At 66.2% G+C, this 17,020-nt stretch carries 12 protein-coding genes and 1 tRNA gene; 2 read left to right on the top strand and 11 right to left on the bottom strand.

The window, feature by feature from the left end:
- Positions 1-121: 121 nt before the first annotated feature.
- The 4 genes from CLD20_RS03415 to CLD20_RS03400 all read right to left on the bottom strand — a co-directional run bounded on the left by CLD20_RS03415 (position 122) and on the right by CLD20_RS03400 (position 5,809).
- Positions 122-1,753, bottom strand: a complete 1,632-nt coding sequence (locus CLD20_RS03415; protein WP_224405193.1) for an alpha-amylase family protein — start codon at positions 1,751-1,753, stop codon at positions 122-124.
- A gap of 46 nt (positions 1,754-1,799) precedes the next feature.
- Positions 1,800-3,395: an alpha-amylase family glycosyl hydrolase gene (locus tag CLD20_RS03410; RefSeq protein ID WP_224405192.1), complete on the bottom strand. Its 1,596-nt coding sequence runs from the start codon at positions 3,393-3,395 to the stop codon at positions 1,800-1,802.
- 118 nt (positions 3,396-3,513) lie between these two features.
- A tRNA-Thr gene (locus tag CLD20_RS03405) sits at positions 3,514-3,589 on the bottom strand.
- Positions 3,590-3,673: 84 nt separating this feature from the next.
- Positions 3,674-5,809: a ComEC/Rec2 family competence protein gene (locus tag CLD20_RS03400; protein ID WP_224405191.1), complete on the bottom strand. Its 2,136-nt coding sequence runs from the start codon at positions 5,807-5,809 to the stop codon at positions 3,674-3,676.
- Positions 5,810-5,968: 159 nt separating this feature from the next.
- Between CLD20_RS03400 and gltX the strand changes: the two genes are divergently transcribed.
- Entirely contained in the window at positions 5,969-7,384 is a 1,416-nt protein-coding gene (gene gltX / locus CLD20_RS03395) for a glutamate--tRNA ligase (RefSeq protein ID WP_224405190.1), read from the top strand.
- Positions 7,385-7,577: 193 nt separating this feature from the next.
- Entirely contained in the window at positions 7,578-8,870 is a 1,293-nt protein-coding gene (gene gltA / locus CLD20_RS03390; RefSeq protein ID WP_224405189.1) for a citrate synthase, read from the top strand.
- Positions 8,871-8,928: 58 nt separating this feature from the next.
- Here the strand turns inward: gltA and lpxB are convergent, their stop codons facing one another.
- The 7 genes from lpxB to rseP form a co-directional block, all read right to left on the bottom strand.
- Positions 8,929-10,098 (bottom strand): lipid-A-disaccharide synthase, encoded by a 1,170-nt coding sequence (gene lpxB / locus CLD20_RS03385; protein ID WP_224405188.1) that lies wholly within the window; start codon positions 10,096-10,098, stop codon positions 8,929-8,931.
- The gene (locus tag CLD20_RS03380; RefSeq protein ID WP_224405187.1) at positions 10,095-10,943 is read right to left on the bottom strand and encodes an LpxI family protein; all 849 of its coding nucleotides are present in this window, start codon (positions 10,941-10,943) and stop codon (positions 10,095-10,097) included. The genes lpxB and CLD20_RS03380 overlap by 4 nt, the downstream gene beginning before the upstream one ends.
- Positions 10,944-11,744: an acyl-ACP--UDP-N-acetylglucosamine O-acyltransferase gene (gene lpxA / locus CLD20_RS03375; protein ID WP_224405186.1), complete on the bottom strand. Its 801-nt coding sequence runs from the start codon at positions 11,742-11,744 to the stop codon at positions 10,944-10,946.
- A gap of 3 nt (positions 11,745-11,747) precedes the next feature.
- On the bottom strand, positions 11,748-12,206 hold the full coding sequence (gene fabZ, locus CLD20_RS03370; RefSeq protein ID WP_224405185.1) for a 3-hydroxyacyl-ACP dehydratase FabZ: 459 nt from the start codon (positions 12,204-12,206) through the stop codon (positions 11,748-11,750).
- 36 nt (positions 12,207-12,242) lie between these two features.
- Entirely contained in the window at positions 12,243-13,298 is a 1,056-nt protein-coding gene (lpxD, locus tag CLD20_RS03365) for a UDP-3-O-(3-hydroxymyristoyl)glucosamine N-acyltransferase (protein WP_224405184.1), read from the bottom strand.
- A 47-nt stretch (positions 13,299-13,345) separates the two neighbouring features.
- Positions 13,346-15,700: an outer membrane protein assembly factor BamA gene (gene bamA, locus CLD20_RS03360; RefSeq protein WP_224405183.1), complete on the bottom strand. Its 2,355-nt coding sequence runs from the start codon at positions 15,698-15,700 to the stop codon at positions 13,346-13,348.
- A gap of 160 nt (positions 15,701-15,860) precedes the next feature.
- Positions 15,861-16,994, bottom strand: coding sequence for an RIP metalloprotease RseP (gene rseP / locus CLD20_RS03355; RefSeq protein WP_224405182.1), 1,134 nt, complete (start codon positions 16,992-16,994; stop codon positions 15,861-15,863).
- Positions 16,995-17,020 lie beyond the last annotated feature (26 nt).

Here is a 17,020-nt window from a genome sequence, read left to right as displayed (position 1 = left end):
CGAGGGGGTGGCGACCATACCTCTCTCCGCGCAAGCCTTTGCGAGGCTGTCCTAGACGAGCCGGGCTCCGCCCTTCCCGCAAACTTGCTTAATCAAGTGCGAGCGCGACCTGCTCTTTGCCCTAGCGCCTCTCCACGTCGGGCCGCAGCCAGAGATAGCCATGAGGCATCAGCTTGGTCTTCTCGCCGGGGCCAAGGGAGGCATAGTCGATAGGACCGGAGAAAACCGGCTTCATGGCCTCTGCCTCCCCGGTCGGGGCCTCCAGCTCGACCTCCTCCCCGGAGAGGTTATGGAAGGTGTAGAGCCGGTTGCCCTGCCATTCGTAGCGCAGGCCCAGGATGCGGGTATCGGTATCGAGAACCTGCCAGTAGCCCCAGCCGATCTCGGGCTCGGCGCGGCGCACGCGCACGAGCTCCTCCATGAAGGTCAGAAGCGAATCCGGTTCGCAGCGCTGGTCCTCGATATTGATCTTCTCGTACCGGAACGGCCCCTTCGAGAGCACCGGACGGACGAGGTCTTCGGGATCGGCGACGGAAAAGCCGCCATTCTTGCGGTTCGACCATTGCAGCGGCGTACGCACGGCATTGCGCTCCTCCAGGCTCTGGTCGTCGCCCATCCCGATCTCCTCGCCGTACCAGATGACCGGCGTTCCGGGCAGCGCGAACATCAGCGCATAGGCAAGCTTGAGGCGGGCGATGTCGCCTTCCAGCATCGGCGCCAGACGGCGCCGGATGCCGCGGTCGTAGACGATCATGCCGGGATCCGGGGCCAGCGCGCCAAAGACCTCCTTGCGCTCCTGCGACGTCAGCCGACCGAGATCGACCTCGTCGTGGTTCCGCAGGAAGGAGCCCCACTGCCCCTCTACCGGCAGGTCCGGCATGATGTTCATGATGCGGCGGATCGGTTCGGCATCGCCGCGCACGAAGGCCAGAAACGTGTGCTGGTTGAGCAGGAAATTGAACACCATGTGCATGCGGTTGCCGTCCGGCCCGAAATAGTCGGCAACGTCCTTCATGGTCACATTGGCTTCCGCGAGCATCACCGATTCCGCCTTCCGCCAGGAAAGGAAGCGGCGCATGTCGGCGAGATAATCCGCCGGGTCCTCCGGCGGCTTTTCCTTCAGCCCGAGATACTCGATGAGGAAGGGCACGGCGTCGATCCGGAAGCCGGAGACGCCGAGCTGCAGCCAGAAGCCCATGATCTTGTCGATCTCCTCGCGCACCCGCGGGTTGGCGATGTTGAGGTCGGCCTGGTGCTTGTAGAAGCGGTGGAGATACCAGGCCTTGGCTTTCTGGTCGTAGGTCCAGATCGCTTCCTGCACGCCCGGGAAGACGATCCCCTCATGGATGTTCTCCGGCTTTTCCTCCGACCAGACGTACCAGTCGCGATAGGGCGAGTCGGGGTCGGAGCGCGCCGACTGGAACCATGGATGATCGATCGAGGTATGGTTGACGACGAGGTCGACGAGCACCTTCAGACCGCGGTCGTTCGCTGCGCGGGTGAAGTTGACGAAGTCGCCGAGCGAGCCGAGGCGCGGATCGACGCCGTAGAAATCTGAGATGTCGTAGCCGTTGTCGCGGTTCGGGCTCGGATAGAAAGGCAGCAGCCAGATGCAGGTCGCGCCCAGCGCCTCGATATGGTCGAGCCGGTCTGCGAGCCCCTTGAAGTCGCCCACACCGTCGCCGTCGGAATCCATATAGGCGTCGACATCGACGCAGTAGATGACGGCATTCTTGTACCAGAGATCGAGCATCCGGCTTCCTTCTTCAGGTTTCCTCACGAGGCGTCCGGCGCCTCCGTCAGGCGGAGAACTCCAGGAGCACGGCTTCGTTGCCTTGCAGGGAAAGAACCTCGCCGACGCTTTCCGCCTCGCGGTTACCGAGAACGGAAAGGACGATGCGCCCGCCGCGCGCCTCCGGCGGCAGGGAGAGGGCCGCCGGCTCGGCGCCAAGATTAAGGGCGACGAGCAAGCGCTCCGTGCCTTCCTCGCGGCAATAGGCGAGCACGTCGCCCTCCGCTTCCACCGGGCGGTAGGCGCCGACGGCGAGTGCCGGGCGCGTGCGCCGCAGATCGAGGAGCCGGCGGTAGAGGCAGAGCATGGAACCCTCGTCCTGCCTTTCGTCGGCGACGTTGCGTTCCGGCTCGCGCATGTCGATGGGGAGCCAGGGCTCGGCCGTCGTGAACCCGGCGCCCTCGCTGGCGTCCCATTGCATGGGCGTGCGGTAGGCGTCGCGATTGAAGCCGAGGCCCGGCTCGTTCTTCTCCCACGGATCCTGCACGCGGTCCGGCGGGATCGGTACGTTCTGCATGCCGATCTCGTCGCCGTAATAGAGCGTAGCGGTGCCGCGCAGCGTCAGCAGCAGCATCGCCGCCACGCGCGCCTGCTCCGTCCCGACACGGCCGGCAATGCGCTGGCGGTCATGGTTGCCGAGCACCCAATTTGGCCATCCGCCTTGGGGCAGCGCGGCTTCGTATTCGCGGATCATGCCGTCGATCTGGCGGGCGTGCCAGGCCGTCTCCAGAAGCTGGAAATTGAAGGGCAGATGGGCGCCCGAGAGATCCTCGCCGTAATAGGCGACGAGGCGTTCCAGCGGCAGGTAGATCTCCCCGATCAGGACGCGTTCGTCGTATTCCTCCAGCACGGCGCGCATCTCGGCGATGATCTCGTGCACCTCCGGCTGGTCGGCGGAATACGCCTGGACGAGGCGGCCGATCTCCGGGTCATTCTCGCTCCAGCCGGGATTGACCGGATTGTCGCGAAATCCGGCATCCTTGATCAGGTGCCAGATGACATCGACGCGAAAGCCGTCGACGCCCCGTTCGAGCCAGAAGCGCAGGACGTCCATCATGGCCGCGCGCACATCGGGATTGCGCCAGTTGAGGTCCGGCTGCTCCTTTAGGAAGGCATGGTAGTAGTACTGGCCGGTGATCTCGTCGAATTGCCAGGCGCTGCCGCCGAAATTGGAAATCCAGTTGTTCGGTGGCCCGCCGCCGGGTGCCGGATCCTTCCAGATGTACCAGTCCCGCTTCGGGCTGGCGCGATCCGACCGGCTCTCGGCGAACCAGGGATGGCGATCGGATGTGTGGTTCGGCACGAAATCGAGGATGACTTTCAGCCCGGCCTCGTGGGCGTCGGCAAGCAGGGCGTCAAAATCGGAGAGGGAGCCGAACATCGGGTCGACACCGCAGTAATCGGCGACGTCGTAGCCGAAATCGGCCATCGGCGATGGATAGAAAGGCGAGATCCAGATCGCGTCGACGCCGAGCCAGGTCAGGTATGGCAGCCGCTCACGGATGCCGGCCAGATCGCCGATGCCGTCGTCATTCGAATCCTGAAAGGAGCGCGGATAGATCTGGTAGACCGTCCCGCGCTTCCACCACAGCATATCTTGCATAAATCCCCTTCGGCTCCAGGCCTTTCTGTTCGGGGGTTCAACTGCCGGGATGGATTTCGGTTCGACCCCATCGGGTCGAACAGGCGGCTTTTTTCCTCGCAGAAGAGAGGCGCCAACATGGTGCCGGCTGAGGGACTCGAACCCCCGACCCCCTGATTACAAATCAGGTGCTCTACCAACTGAGCTAAGCCGGCCCTGCGCCTGTTCGCGCGATGTGGCCCTGCATTTGATGCCGGTCCCGGCGCCCGCGGTCAACTGGCCGATAGCGGCAGTGCTTTTCAGAGGGCCGGTACGCCCTGCCATGGGCGGCGCATCGCCGGGCGGGCTGTCCTTATGTCGCTCTTGGCGGGGCCGGCCGAACCGACCCGAAGCGCGTGCGCGCCCCGCGCGGCCAACCTTTCCCGGTCGATGACGATCGGAGCCCGGCAGCCCGGCGGCGCCGGCAGGGCGGTGACGATCACGTCAGCCTTGTCGCAATCCTCGGCGAAGGCGAGCGGCGAAAGGACGTGGGAAAGGCGCAGGCCGCCCTTCATGGCAAAAAGGCAGGCCTCGCCGTCGCAGAGAAAGCCCTCCGCCAAACCGCCCTCGCCCGCCCTTTCGTTCGTCAGCCACATATCGGCGAGATAGGAGCCGGCGCGCGCGCCCTCGACGCGCAGGATGCCGTCCGCGCCGCGCGCGGCGATCGCCTTGCCGGATTCTTCCACGATGAGATCGGCGTTTGAGGAAAGCGCGGCAGCCAAAAGGGCGCCGACGAGGAGCGGCACGAGGCCGTAGAGCCGCACGGGCGAGCGCCAGAGGCAAAGCCAGAGGAAGCCTGCGGTGGCGATGAGGAGCGTCCAGGCGGGAAACGGCGCGATGGAAAGACTGGAGCCCGGAAGCCCGGAGACCCAGCGCGCGGCGGCGAGGACGAGGTCGATGCCCGTGGTCATGACGGCCAGCGGGAGCGGATCGAGCCCGAAGGGCATGAGGGCAAGCGACAGCAGGCCCGCCGGCATCACGACAAGCGAGACGAGTGGCATGGCGAGGAGGTTGCCGAGAAGGGAATAGGAGGCGAAGCGACCGAAATGGTAGGCCGCGAAGGGCGCGGTGGCGAAACCGGCGACGAGCGTCGTCAGGGCAATGGCGAGCAGCGCCCCGGCGAGCCTGCGCGTCAGACGCCATGGCCAGGAAGGCGGTTCGGCGAGACGATCGACCGGCCGCTCGCGCCAGAGCTCCCAGACGGAGATCAGCGCTGCGACAGCCGCAAAGGACATCTGGAAACCGGGCTCGGCCACGCTCTCCGGCTGAAGCGCGACGACGATGAAGGCGGCGATCGCGAGATTCCGGAGCGAAAGCGCCGGCCGGTCGACGAGAATTGCGGCAAACATAACGCCCGCCATGACGAAGGCGCGGATGGTTGCGACGTTGCCACCTGAGATGGCGAGATAGAACGTGCCGACAGCAAGGGCCGCGATGGCGGCGATCTTCCTGAGCGGCCAGCCGAGGGCGGCGCCTTCCATGAGCGCCATTCCGGCGCGCACCAGCCAGAAGGTGGTGCCGGCCATCAGCATCATGTGCAGGCCTGAGATCGCCAGGATATGCGCCAGGCCGGCGACGCGCAGCGTCTCCGCCGTCTCCTCGCCGATCAGGCCGCGCTCGCCGACCAGAAGCGCGACCGCCACGGCTCCGGCTTCTCCCGGAGAGGCGTCTGCGATGCGGGCAGCGACGCGCTGGCGAAGAGCGGCAAGGATGCCCAGAGGGCGAAACCCGCGCGGCTCCTCAATTACCGTGAAGCTGCCGAAGACGAAGCCGCCGGCGCCGATCCCATCGAAGAAGGCGGCACGCGCCGGATCGTAGCCGCCCGGCATGGCGGGCCCCGGCACGGGCGAAAGGCGCGCCCGGGCGGTGACGATGCTGCCCAGCGGCGGCGGATCGCCCCGGAATGTGAGACGGATCCGCTCAGGCGTCCTTGCCTTACCGATTTTAGCGATCCGCACGCTGTCGAGAACGGCGCGCGGCGCGCGGCCGGCCCGGATCTCGATATCCAGGACGCGCCCGCGCACCTCCCCGCTCATCGTCCGCTCGAGCTGCGGTGCGGTCAGGCTCTCGACCCGGAGTTTCGCTGCGCTTGCGCCGGCGAGAAGCGCGGCGAGGAGGACAAGGAGGCCGAAAGGGCCGCCCCGCCACCAGGAAAGGAAGGCCGCCAGGGCGGCAAACAGCGCCGCGGGAAGGAGCGCGCCGAGAAGCGGTTCGCGCGGCAAAGCGAAATAGACAAGCGCGCCCAGGGCGAAGGCGACGGCGACGAAGAGGAAGAAGCGGCGCTCTTCTAGATCGCGGGCGATCTGCCGCGAGAGGCTCGCCGCATGGGCGGCAACACGCCACCGCAGGCGGCGGAGGGGACCCGGCGCCGAGAATCCGGGAAAAGCGGTGCCCAAAACGGCTGCCCGCCCCTGCGATCGCGCTTGTCTGGCGCCCCCGTCCACCCTTGCAAGCTCCCGGTGCTCTGGCTAGACCAGCGCATCCTAGCTCCGGACCCGCCGCCGACCAATCGCGCGGGCTGGCCCAGGTGATTTCAGCATTCTCAAAGGCCGACGATGCCCTCCCCCGTTACCCGCTTCGCCCCCTCGCCGACGGGCTTCCTGCATATCGGCGGCGCCCGTACCGCCCTTTTCAACTGGCTCTATGCGCGCGGGCGCGGCGGCAAGATGCTGCTCAGGATCGAGGACACCGACAGGGCCCGCTCGACCGATGCGGCGATCGCGGCCATCCTCGACGGGCTTTCCTGGCTCGGCCTCGACTGGGACGGCGAGCCGATCTCGCAGGCCGGCCGCGCCGAGCGCCATGCCGAGGTCGCCTGGCAACTCGTCGAATCCGGCCATGCCTATCGCTGCTACGCCTCGCAGGAGGAGCTCGCCGAGATGCGCGAGAGCGCCCGCGCCGAAGGCCGTGCGCCGCGCTACGACGGCCGCTGGCGCGACCGGGCCCCCTCGGAGGCGCCGGAGGGCGTGAAGCCCGTCATCCGCGTCAAGGCCCCGCAGGAAGGCGAGACGATCGTCAACGATCACGTCCAGGGCCGCGTCGCCTTTCCCAACCGCGACCTCGACGATTTCATCATCCTGCGCTCGGACGGAACGCCGACCTACATGCATGCCGTCGTCGTCGACGACCACGACATGGAGGTCACCCATGTCATCCGCGGCGACGATCATCTCACCAACGCGGCACGCCAGACGATCCTCTACGAGGCGCTCGGCTGGAAGGTGCCGGAATGGGCGCATATCCCGCTGATTCACGGGCCGGACGGGGCGAAGCTCTCCAAGCGGCACGGGGCGCTGGGCGTGGAGGCCTACCGCGCCATGGGCTATCTGCCGGAAGCGCTGAGAAACTACCTCGCCCGCCTCGGCTGGGGCCATGGCGACGACGAGATCTTCTCCACCGAACAGGCCACTGAATGGTTCGACCTCGACGCCATCGGCAAGGGGGCGGCGCGCTTCGACTTCGTCAAGCTGCAGAACGTCAACGGCCACTACATGCGCCTCGCCGAGGACGACCGGCTCGTGCGCGACCTCCTCGCCGTCCTGCCGGAGATGGAGGACAGGCCGGCGATACCCGCCTCGCTGTCGGCCGCCGAGCACGACAAGCTCCTGATGCTGATGCCGGGCCTCAAGGAGCGCGCCAAGACCCTCGTGGAGCTCGGCCATTCGGCCGCTTTCCTCTTCGCCTCAAGGCCCCTCGCGCTCAACGAGAAGGCCGAGAAGATCCTGGACGCGGAGGCGCGCGCCCGTCTCGGCCGGCTCGCCGCGAAGCTGAAGGCCGCCGAATGGAAGATGGAGGCGCTGGAGGAGGCGGTCCGCGAATTCGCCGAGGCCGAAGAGGTCAAGCTCGGCAAGGTCGCCCAGCCGCTCCGCGCCGCGCTGACCGGCTCCAATTCATCGCCCGGCATCTTCGAGGTGATGCTGGCGCTCGGCCGCGAGGAGGCGCTCGCCAGGATCGCCGACCAGGCCGCCTGAGACGGGGCGCGCGGCCCCTCTCCCGCGCGGCATCGCGCCCTGCGGGTGCGACCTCTCGTCTTGCGATGCAGTGCAAAAACCGATAGCAGTCTCCCCAGCCAATACCACGAGGCGTGGGGCCTTTTCCGAGCGGAACACCTGCCCGCTCCCAGGCGAAAAGGCCTCGTGTCGATCCACAACAGGGGTGAAGCGTATGAGCGAGTCGAAGGCGACGTTGAGCATCGGCAATGAGAGCTGGGACTTCCCGGTTCGTCACGGGACCGTCGGCCCGGATGTGGTCGACATCGCCTCGCTCTATCGCCAGACAGGCCGCTTTACCTACGATCCGGGATTCACCTCCACCGCCGCCTGCGAATCCGACATCACCTATATCGACGGCGACGAAGGCATCCTGCTCTATCGGGGCTATCCGATCGAGCAGCTGGCCGAGCACGGCGACTTCCTGGAGACCTGCTACCTGCTGCTCTACGGCGAGCTGCCGACGCAGGCGCAGAAGGACGACTTCGACTACCGCGTCACCCACCACACCATGATCCACGAGCAGGTGTCGCGCTTCTTCGCCGGCTTCCGGCGCGACGCGCATCCGATGGCGATCATGGTCGGTTCGGTCGGCGCGCTCTCGGCCTTCTATCACGACTCCACGGACATCACCGATCCGTATCAGCGCATGGTCGCCTCGCTGCGCATGATCGCCAAGATGCCGACGCTGGCGGCGATGGCCTTCAAGTACCATATCGGCCAGCCCTTCGTTTATCCGAAGAACGACCTCGACTACGCCTCGAACTTCCTGCGGATGTGCTTTGCCGTCCCGGCTGAGGAATATGAGGTCGATCCGGTGCTGTCGCGCGCGATGGACCGCATCTTCATCCTGCATGCCGACCACGAGCAGAACGCCTCCACCTCCACGGTGCGGCTCGCCGGCTCCTCCGGCGCCAATCCCTTCGCCTGCATCGCGGCGGGCATCGCCTGCCTCTGGGGCCCGGCGCATGGCGGCGCCAACGAGGCGGCGCTCAACATGCTGCAGGAGATCGGCACGCCGGACCGCATTCCCGAGTTCATCGCCCGGGCGAAGGACAGCAACGATCCGTTCCGCCTGATGGGCTTCGGCCACCGCGTCTACAAGAACTACGATCCGCGCGCGAAGATCATGCAGCGCACCTGCCACGAGGTTCTGGAGGAAATCGGCGTCAAGGACGATCCGCTCCTCAACGTGGCGATGGAGCTGGAAAAGATCGCGCTGACGGACGATTATTTCCTGGAGAAGAAGCTCTATCCGAACATCGACTTCTATTCGGGCATCACGCTGAAGGCGCTCGGCTTCCCGACGACGATGTTCACCGTCCTCTTCGCGCTCGCCCGCACGGTCGGCTGGATCGCGCAGTGGAAGGAGATGATCGAGGATCCCTCCCAGCGCATCGGCCGTCCGCGGCAGCTTTATACGGGCGCGACGCAGCGCGACTACGTCGATCTCGGCGCCCGCTCGTAAGCCTCAGGCTTCAGACCGAAAAGTCCGACCTTGGCCGCCCCCTCGGGGGCGGCCTTTTTCATGTCCCTGCTGCAGCGTGGGCAAGCACGATCGCGGCAGCGCGCTCGCTCGGCGTGCGTCCGTCATCGGCCACCATGATCGCGTCGAGGCGATCAAAGGCGCGCAGCTGCGCCCGCCGGGCGGGGCCGTCGGCCAGGAGCGGCAAGAGGTTGCCGGCCAGCACTTCGGGAGGCCCCTCTTCATCGATGAATTCGGGCACCGCATTCTCGCCGAGAACCAGATTGGCGAGCACGATCGAAGGCACGCGCAGTAGCCACCTCAGCCGCCGCGCCAGGGGGTCGACCCTGTAGGCCACGACCATGGGGACTCCCGCCAGGGCGAGCTCGAGCGTCACGGTGCCGGAAGCCGCGAGCGCGGCATGGGCGCGCCGGAATGCCTTCAGCTTGTCGGCCTCGCCCAGGACAATCTCCGGAGCGACCGGCCAGGCGGCGGTACGCGCGCGAATCTCGTCCGCAAGATGGCTGACGGCGGGAAGGATGAACCGCGTCTCGGGGCGGTGGCTGGCGATCCGCGCGACCGTCGCTCCAAAAGGCTCCATGAGCCGCTTGATCTCGCTGTGCCTGCTGCCGGGCAGGATGAGGACGACCGGCTCTCTGGCGAGGTCGCCGCGCTCTCCCTCCGCCGGACGGATCTGCGCGCGGCGCTCGATCAGCGGGTGGCCGACATAGGTGCATGGCGGCCCCCCGAGCTTTTCGTGGACCTCGGGCTCGAAGGGAAGCAACGCCAGCACGTGATCGACATAGCGCGTCATGCGCGGGGCCCGGCCCGGATTCCAGGCCCAGACGGAAGGCGAGACGTAGTTCAGCACCGGCAGATCCGGCAGACGCTTGCGCACGCGCTTTGCCACCGAATGGGTGAAGCCGGGGCTGTCGATGATGACGAGGACATCGGGTGCTCCCGCGACGACATGAGCCACCGTCTCGCGGATGCGCCGCAGGATCGTGGGCAGCCGCGCGACGACGGCGACAAAGCCCATCACCGACACGTCCTCTATCGGAAAGAGGCTCTTTACGCCCAGTTCCTCAAGCCGCTCGCCGGCAAGGCCGAAAAATTCCGTGTCGGGGCGTTCCCTGCGGATGGCGGCGACAAGCCCGGCGCCAAGATGATCGCCGGAGGCCTCGCCGATGACGAGGGCAATGCGGAGCGGGCGCGCGCTGCCGTCGCTCACGAGCGGGCCCGGATCCCGTAGAGGAAGAGGCGCGCGCGACGAAAAGCGTCGAGCGTCTCCTCGCGGCCGACCAGCATGGTGCGCCCCGCCTCGCACACGATGCCATCGAGACCGGCCAGAACCGCCCGTTCGACCGTCTCCGGGCCGATTGTGGGAATGTCCAGCCGCGGATCCTGGCTCGGCTTCATGCATTTGGCCATCACCCCGCCCCGGCGCGGGATTCGCCGCATCGTGCGCATCTCGCCGACGCGCTGCAGCAAACCGTTGGTACCTTCCGCGCCCTCCAGCGCCACGACGCGATTACCGCAGGCGACGGCCGCCTGGCCGATATCGAGGTCGCCGATGGCCCGCGCGGCTTCGACTGCCTTGCCGATCTCTTCCTCGTCGATCGGCTCCCTTCCTTCAACGATCAGGCCCGCCGGGCAGGCAAGCTCCGGCGCGACGGAAAGCGGGTCGATGAGCGAGAGACCATGCTCCTCGAAGATGCGGGCGGCCGAGCTGAGCGCGCTGTCGTCGCCGCTGCGGATTGCCGAAATGACGCGCGGCATCAAACGCAGAGCGCCGAAATCGGGGCGGATATCCTTGATTTCCGGGCGCTTGACGGCCCCGACGAAAACGACCTCGCGGCAACCGCTCTCGTTCAACAGGCGTTCGAGCCTGCCGACCTCGCCCCAGCGAATGCGAAACAGCGGAAAGCCACCGGTGTTTTCCTCCTCCGCGTCGCCGGCAAGACCGAAGATGAACGGGCTGCGACCCGCCCGCGAAGCGGCCTCGGCCAGAAGGCCCGGCAGCCTGCCGCTGCCGGCGAGGATTCCGAGCGGCTCGCCCGCCCGTCCCGGCGTCAACTAAACCTCCCGACCACCGCGCGGCGTGCAGATGGCTCGATCTCCTCCGCTCCGGATGAAGGCGACGATCCTCTGCACGTTGACGTCATCCGGGAAGGCCGTATCCACGTCGGCCAGCCGTTCCTTCAGGGTGCCTTCCTGGGCGAAGAGCAGCCGGTAGGCGCGGCGCAGGGCGTGAATCGACTCGCGCTCGAAACCGCGCCGCTTCAGCCCGACGATGTTGAGCCCGCCGAGATTGGCCCGGTTACCAATGGCCGAGCCGAAGGGAATGACGTCGTTTTCAAGGGCCGACATGCCGCCGACGAAGGCGTGCGTGCCGATGCGCACGAACTGGTGGACGGCGGCGCCGCCGCCAACGATGACGAAATCCTCCAGCACCACATGGCCGCCAAGCAGGACATTGTTGACGAGAATGACCTCGTTGCCGATGACGCAATCATGCGCCACATGCGCGCCGACGAGAATCAGGCAGCGCTCGCCGATGCGCGTCACCAGACCCCCACCCTGCGTGCCCGGATTGATCGTGACATGCTCGCGGATGATGCAGTGCGCGCCGATGTCGAGCCGGCTCTCCTCTCCCTGATACTTCTTGTCCTGCGGCGGCAGCCCGATGGAGGCAAAGGGAAAGATCGTCGTGCCCTCGCCCACCGTGGTCGTGCCCTCGACGCATACGTGCGAGCGAAGCGAGACGCCGGCGGAAAGCTTCACATGAGGACCGACGACACAGAACGGACCGATCTCGACGTCGTCAGCAATCTCGGCTTCGTCCGCGACAATGGCAGTCGGGTGGATGGAGGTCACGCGCTACTCGTCCAGGACCATGGCGCTCACCTGCGCCTCGGCCACTTTCTTTCCGTCCACCTCGGCGACGGCAGCGTATTTCCAGATCGTGCCGCGCCGCTTCATCTTGGTGACGTGATATTCGACCGTATCGCCCGGAATGACCGGGTGGCGGAACTTGGCCTTGTCGATCGTCATGAAGAAGACTCGCTTGGGCACTGAGGTCGCCGAGGCGAGCACGCAGAGCGCGGCCGCCGTCTGGGCCATTCCCTCGATGAGCAGTACGCCCGGCATGATCGGGAAGGAAGGGAAATGACCGACAAAATGCGGCTCGTTCATGGTCACGTTCTTGATGCCGACACCGCTCTCGTCACCGCGAATATCGCGGATGCGGTCGACCATCAAAAAAGGATAGCGGTGCGGGAGGGCTTTCAGAATCGCATGGATGTCTGCCGCTTCCAGCCGCGTCGGCGTCTCGTTCATCGACCTCTCCGGTACCGGCCCCCCAGCGAGGTGCCGTCAATCCTTATCGTCCAGACCCAGTTCGCGCCGCGCCATGCGAATCATGACCATCTCTTCCCGAAGCCAGTCCTTCGCCGCCCTGGCAGGCACTCCGCCCCAGCGCACACCTGGCGGAACGTCGCTGTGTACAACGCTGACCGAGGCGATCTGGGCGCCGTCACCGATGGTGACATGGCCGTTTATGCCTGTTTTGCCGCCAATCGCAACATAGTCGCCAAGCTTGGCGGAGCCGGAAATCCCGACCTGCGCGACGATGACGCAATGACGACCGATCTCCACATTGTGCCCGATCTGCACCTGGTTATCGATCTTGGTGCCTTCACCGATGACGGTGTCTCGGTTGGCGCCCCGGTCGATCGTGGTGTTGGCGCCGATTTCCACGTCGTCCTGGATGATGACGCGACCGATCTGTGCGACCTTCAGATGGCCGCCGGGGCCCATGGCGAAGCCGAAGCCGTCCTGGCCGACCTGAACGCCAGGATGAATCATGACGCGGTTGCCGATCAGGGCGTGCTGGATGGTCACGTTCGGCGCGATGCGGCAGCCGCGCCCGACGGCAACCGCCCTGCCGATGACGGCGCCCGCGCCGATCAACGTGCCGGAGCCAATCTCCGCGAGCGGGCCAATGACAGCGCCGGCTTCCACACGCACCCCGTCTTCCAGCCTCGCAGTCGGGTGGACGGTGCCCGCGATCGCAGCGTCTTCCGCGGCTGAGCCAAAGCCCGTCGGCGCGACGGCCTCGGGAAAGGCACCGGCGAGAACCCGGGCGTAGGCGCGGTAGGGTTCAACGGACTGCAGAAGCATGAGGCCGTCCGGCACCTTGGCGGCATATTTCGGCGCGCAGAGGCAGGCAGTCGCCTGCGTCGTCTGGAGGTGCCTGGCGTATTTGGGGTTGTCCAGGAAGGTGAGATCGCCCTCCCCGGCCTGCTCGATCGGCGCAACGCCCGTGATCTCGGCGGATGGATCGCCGCGGACGAGTTCCGCGCCGGAAAGCCTTGCGACCTCGTCGAGGCGCAACGAGGCGAAAGACGGAAAGAAGCGCGACCTATCCATTGGACCCAGCAAGAACGCGGGGCCGGCCCGAGGGCCGGCCGGCAGGATCAGAAGCGCGTGCCGCCACCGATGCGGAAGAACTGCTGCTTGTCGTAGTCCTCCGAGGTCAGCACGTAGGCGAAGTCGGCCCGGATCGGTCCGAGCGGCGAGGCCCACAGCAGGGAGGCACCGACGGAGGAGCGAAGGGTCGCATTATCGTTCACGGTGACGCCCGGAATCTTCGTCGCATCCGTTTCCCAGGCAGTGCCCGCGTCGGCGAAGAGGCCGGCGCGAAGCCCGAGCTCGCGCGGCAGGACCGGGAACGGGAAGATCACTTCCGCCGTACCTGCGATGAAGTAGTTGGCGCCGAGCGCATCGCGGGTGGAGGCGTCACGCGGGCCGATGCCGGAGGGCTCGAAGCCGCGGATCGTCTCGCCGCCCTTGTAGAAGGCGTCGAGCAGGCGGACGTCTTCACCGATACCGGTGATGTTGCCGCCCTGGACCTTCAGCATGCCGACGACTTCCTGGTCGACCCACAGCTCGCGGTAGGCCGCAGCCATGAAGGTGGAGCGCAGGAAGGAGACGTCGCCACCGACACCGGTGAACTCCTGCGTGAACTTGGCATACATGCCGTCGCGCGGGTCACGCTTGTTGTCGAGCGTGTCGTAGATGAGGCTCCAGACCGCGGTCGACAGGATGGCATCGCCTTCCGCCTGACAGACGGCGCGCGACACGTTGGTCGGGCAGCTCGTCAGACCCTGGGTCTTCAGGTCGAAGCCGGGGACGTTGATCTCCTGCTTTTCGATCTGGTAGCCGAGCTGGACCGTAAAGTCCTCGGTGATCGGAAGGCCGAAGGTGATGCCGCCGCCGTTCGTCTCGTAGTCGTAGGAGCGGTAGTCGTTGTCGTCATACGTCTTGCGGTAGATGTTGAAGCCCGCAGAAATGCGACGTCCCAGGAAATAGGGGTCCGTGAAGGCGAATTCGTAGGTCCTCGACGACTCGCCGCCGCCAACGGCTGCGCGCACATAATAGCCGCGTCCGAGGAAGTTCCGCTCCGTCAGCGACACGTCGCCGATGATGCCTTCGCTCGTCGAGTAGCCGGCGCCGAAGGAGAACTCGCCCGTCGCCTTTTCGGTGACCGCCACGTTGACGACGACGCGATCGGGCGCGGTGCCCGGCTCGGCGCTGATGGCGACCTTCTCGAAATAGCCCAGGTTGTTCAGACGACGCTCGGCGCGGTCGATCAGCACGCGATTATAGGCGTCGCCCTCGGCGATATCGAACTCGCGGCGGATGACATAGTCGCGGGTCCGGTCGTTACCGGTGATCTCGATCCGCTCGATGTAGGCGCGCGGACCTTCGTCGACGACGTAGGTGACGCCGATCGTCTGATTGACCGGATCTCGGTCAATACGAGGACGGACCTGCGCGAAGGCGTAGCCGGAGCCCGCAAGCTCGATGGTGATCGCCTCCATCGACTTCTCGACGTCCTCGCTGGAATAGACGCGGCCCTCGTGACTGACCGCTAGGCGGCGCAAGGCCTGCGGATCGATGCCCGGGATGATCGTGTCGACGTCGATGGCGCCGAAGCGGTACTGCTGACCCTCGTCGATCGTGTAGGTGACGAAGAAGGCGTTCCGCTCGCGGTCGAGATCGGCGATCGAGGAGACGATGTTGAAGTCGGCGTAGCCGTGATTGAGGTAGAAGCGGCGCAGGCGCTGCTCGTCCGCGGACAGCTTGTCCGGATCGTAGGTGTCGCTGGAGCGCAGGAAGCTCAAAAGGCCCGTCTCGCGCATCTCCACGACGTTGCGCAGGCGCCCGTCGGAAAAGCTCTTGTTGCCGATAAAGGTGATGCGCGAGACGCCCGTCTTCGGACCTTCGGAGATCTCGTAGACGAGGTTCACGCGATTCTGCGGCAGGTTGATCGTCTTCGGCGTCACCGAGCCCTGGAAGCGTCCGGCGCGCCGGTAGAGCTCAAGGATTCGCTGGACGTCGGTCTGCACCTTGGCGCGCGTGAAGACGCCGCGCGGCCTGGAGGTGACGGCGGAGCTGAGCTGCTCGTCCTTGTACTTCTTGTTCCCCTCGAAGGAGATCCGATTGATGATCGGGTTTTCCTCGACGGTGACGACGAGCGTGCCGCCGCGCTGGTTGATCTGCACGTCGGAGAAGAGGCCCGTCTCGAACAGGGCCTTCAGGGATTCATCCACGTCCTCGGCGGAGAAGCTGCGTCCGGGCTTGACCAGAAGGTAGGCGCGAACGGTTTCGGCATCGACGCGCTCGTTGCCCTGCACGGCGATCGAACTCACCACCGCCGCATGGGCCGGCGTCACGCTCGCCTGCACCGAGAATACCGCGACCGCGAGGATCGCCAGCAGCGCGAGGGTCCTGACGCGGATCGTACCCGCCGAAATACTATGTCTCATATGCCGTTGCCCGGTCTCTTGTGTGCGGTGACCGCCCCAAAACACAGAGGCGGCCCTTGGAGTCGCATCGTCCGTATCGCAATCTTTCCTGACCCACGCAACCAGACACCCCCGGCCCGATGGCGTTTTTGCTGGTCAAGTGGCGATTCGGCAACGACGCTCAAATGCCCGTCATTCTTACGATATCGTTGAACGTGACGAGCACGAACAACATGATCACGAGGGCGAATCCGATGCGGAAGCCCATCTCCTGAGCCCGTGCCCCGAGCGGTCGCCCGCGGGCCGCCTCGATGGCGTAGAAAACGAGATGCCCGCCGTCGAGCATCGGCACCGGGAAGAGGTTGAGGAGCCCGATGCTGACGGAAAGGATGCCGACGAGATGGATGAGGCCGATCGCCCCGCCCGACTCGGCAACGATGCCGGAGACCTGCGCCACCCGCAGCGGGCCGCTCAGCTGGTCCGTGGTCTCGCGGCCCGCAAAGAGGCGCCCGACATAGGTGAGCGTGCGCTCGATGATCGTGTAGGTCTCCCTCACGCCTTCCACGACGGCGCCGCCAGGGCCGTAGCGCTCCAGCTTCATGTCGGCGGAGCGCGAGACGCCGAGGACGCCGACCCGCTGGGTGCTGCCGAGCCCGTCCGGTATCTCCTGGCGCCGCGGCGTGGCGACGAGGTCGACCGTGCTGCCGCCGCGCTCGACGGTGAAGGTGAGCTCGGTACCGGAAGCCAGTGCCACGACACGCTGCACGTCGGTGAAGGTGGAAACGGCATTGCCGTCGATGGCGAGAATCGTGTCGCCCGGCTGAAAACCCGCCTCCTCCGCGGCACTGCCAGGATTGACCACCTCCACCGTCGGCGTCGTCACCGGCTTGCCGACAAAGCCGAAGATCGCGGCGAAGACGACGATGGCGAGGATGAAATTGGCGACCGGGCCGGCGACGACGACGAGTGCGCGCTTCCAGACCGGGGCAAAATGGAAAAGGCCGAAACGCTCTTCCGGCGGCGTCTCCTCCAGCATCTCCGCATCGGGAATGGAGGCGCCATTCTCGTCGCCGACAAACTTCACGTAACCGCCGAGCGGGATGAGGCTGACGCGCCAGCGCGTGCCGCGCCGGTCGAAGAAACCAAAGAGTTCGCGCCCGAAGCCGATCGAGAAGGTCGCGACGCGGATGCCGCACCAGCGTGCGACGAGGAAATGGCCGAGTTCGTGGATGAAAACGACGACGGTGAGGACGATCAGGGCCGGAACCGCGTAGCCGATGAGGCCCCCACCCGTAGAGGTCAGGAATTCCAGCATGTGTTCGGCTTCCTTCTCTGTCCCTG

Origin of the sequence: Afifella sp. IM 167 (assembly GCF_020144925.1) — a bacterium.
In the GTDB taxonomy this organism is placed as follows: Bacteria; Pseudomonadota; Alphaproteobacteria; order Rhizobiales; family Afifellaceae; genus Afifella.
This window is presented reverse-complemented; position numbering and strand designations above follow the sequence as displayed.

Excerpts from the sequence above, each read along its gene's own strand:
- CLD20_RS03415 (WP_224405193.1), bottom strand. The coding sequence starts at position 1,753 with ATGCTCGATCTCTGGTACAAGAATGCCGTCATCTACTGCGTCGATGTC.
- CLD20_RS03410 (WP_224405192.1), bottom strand. The coding sequence starts at position 3,395 with ATGCAAGATATGCTGTGGTGGAAGCGCGGGACGGTCTACCAGATCTAT.
- gltX (WP_224405190.1), top strand. The coding sequence starts at position 5,969 with ATGCCCTCCCCCGTTACCCGCTTCGCCCCCTCGCCGACGGGCTTCCTG.
- gltA (WP_224405189.1), top strand. The coding sequence starts at position 7,578 with ATGAGCGAGTCGAAGGCGACGTTGAGCATCGGCAATGAGAGCTGGGAC.
- fabZ (WP_224405185.1), bottom strand. The coding sequence starts at position 12,206 with ATGAACGAGACGCCGACGCGGCTGGAAGCGGCAGACATCCATGCGATT.
- lpxD (WP_224405184.1), bottom strand. The coding sequence starts at position 13,298 with ATGGATAGGTCGCGCTTCTTTCCGTCTTTCGCCTCGTTGCGCCTCGAC.
- bamA (WP_224405183.1), bottom strand. The coding sequence starts at position 15,700 with ATGAGACATAGTATTTCGGCGGGTACGATCCGCGTCAGGACCCTCGCG.
- rseP (WP_224405182.1), bottom strand. The coding sequence starts at position 16,994 with ATGCTGGAATTCCTGACCTCTACGGGTGGGGGCCTCATCGGCTACGCG.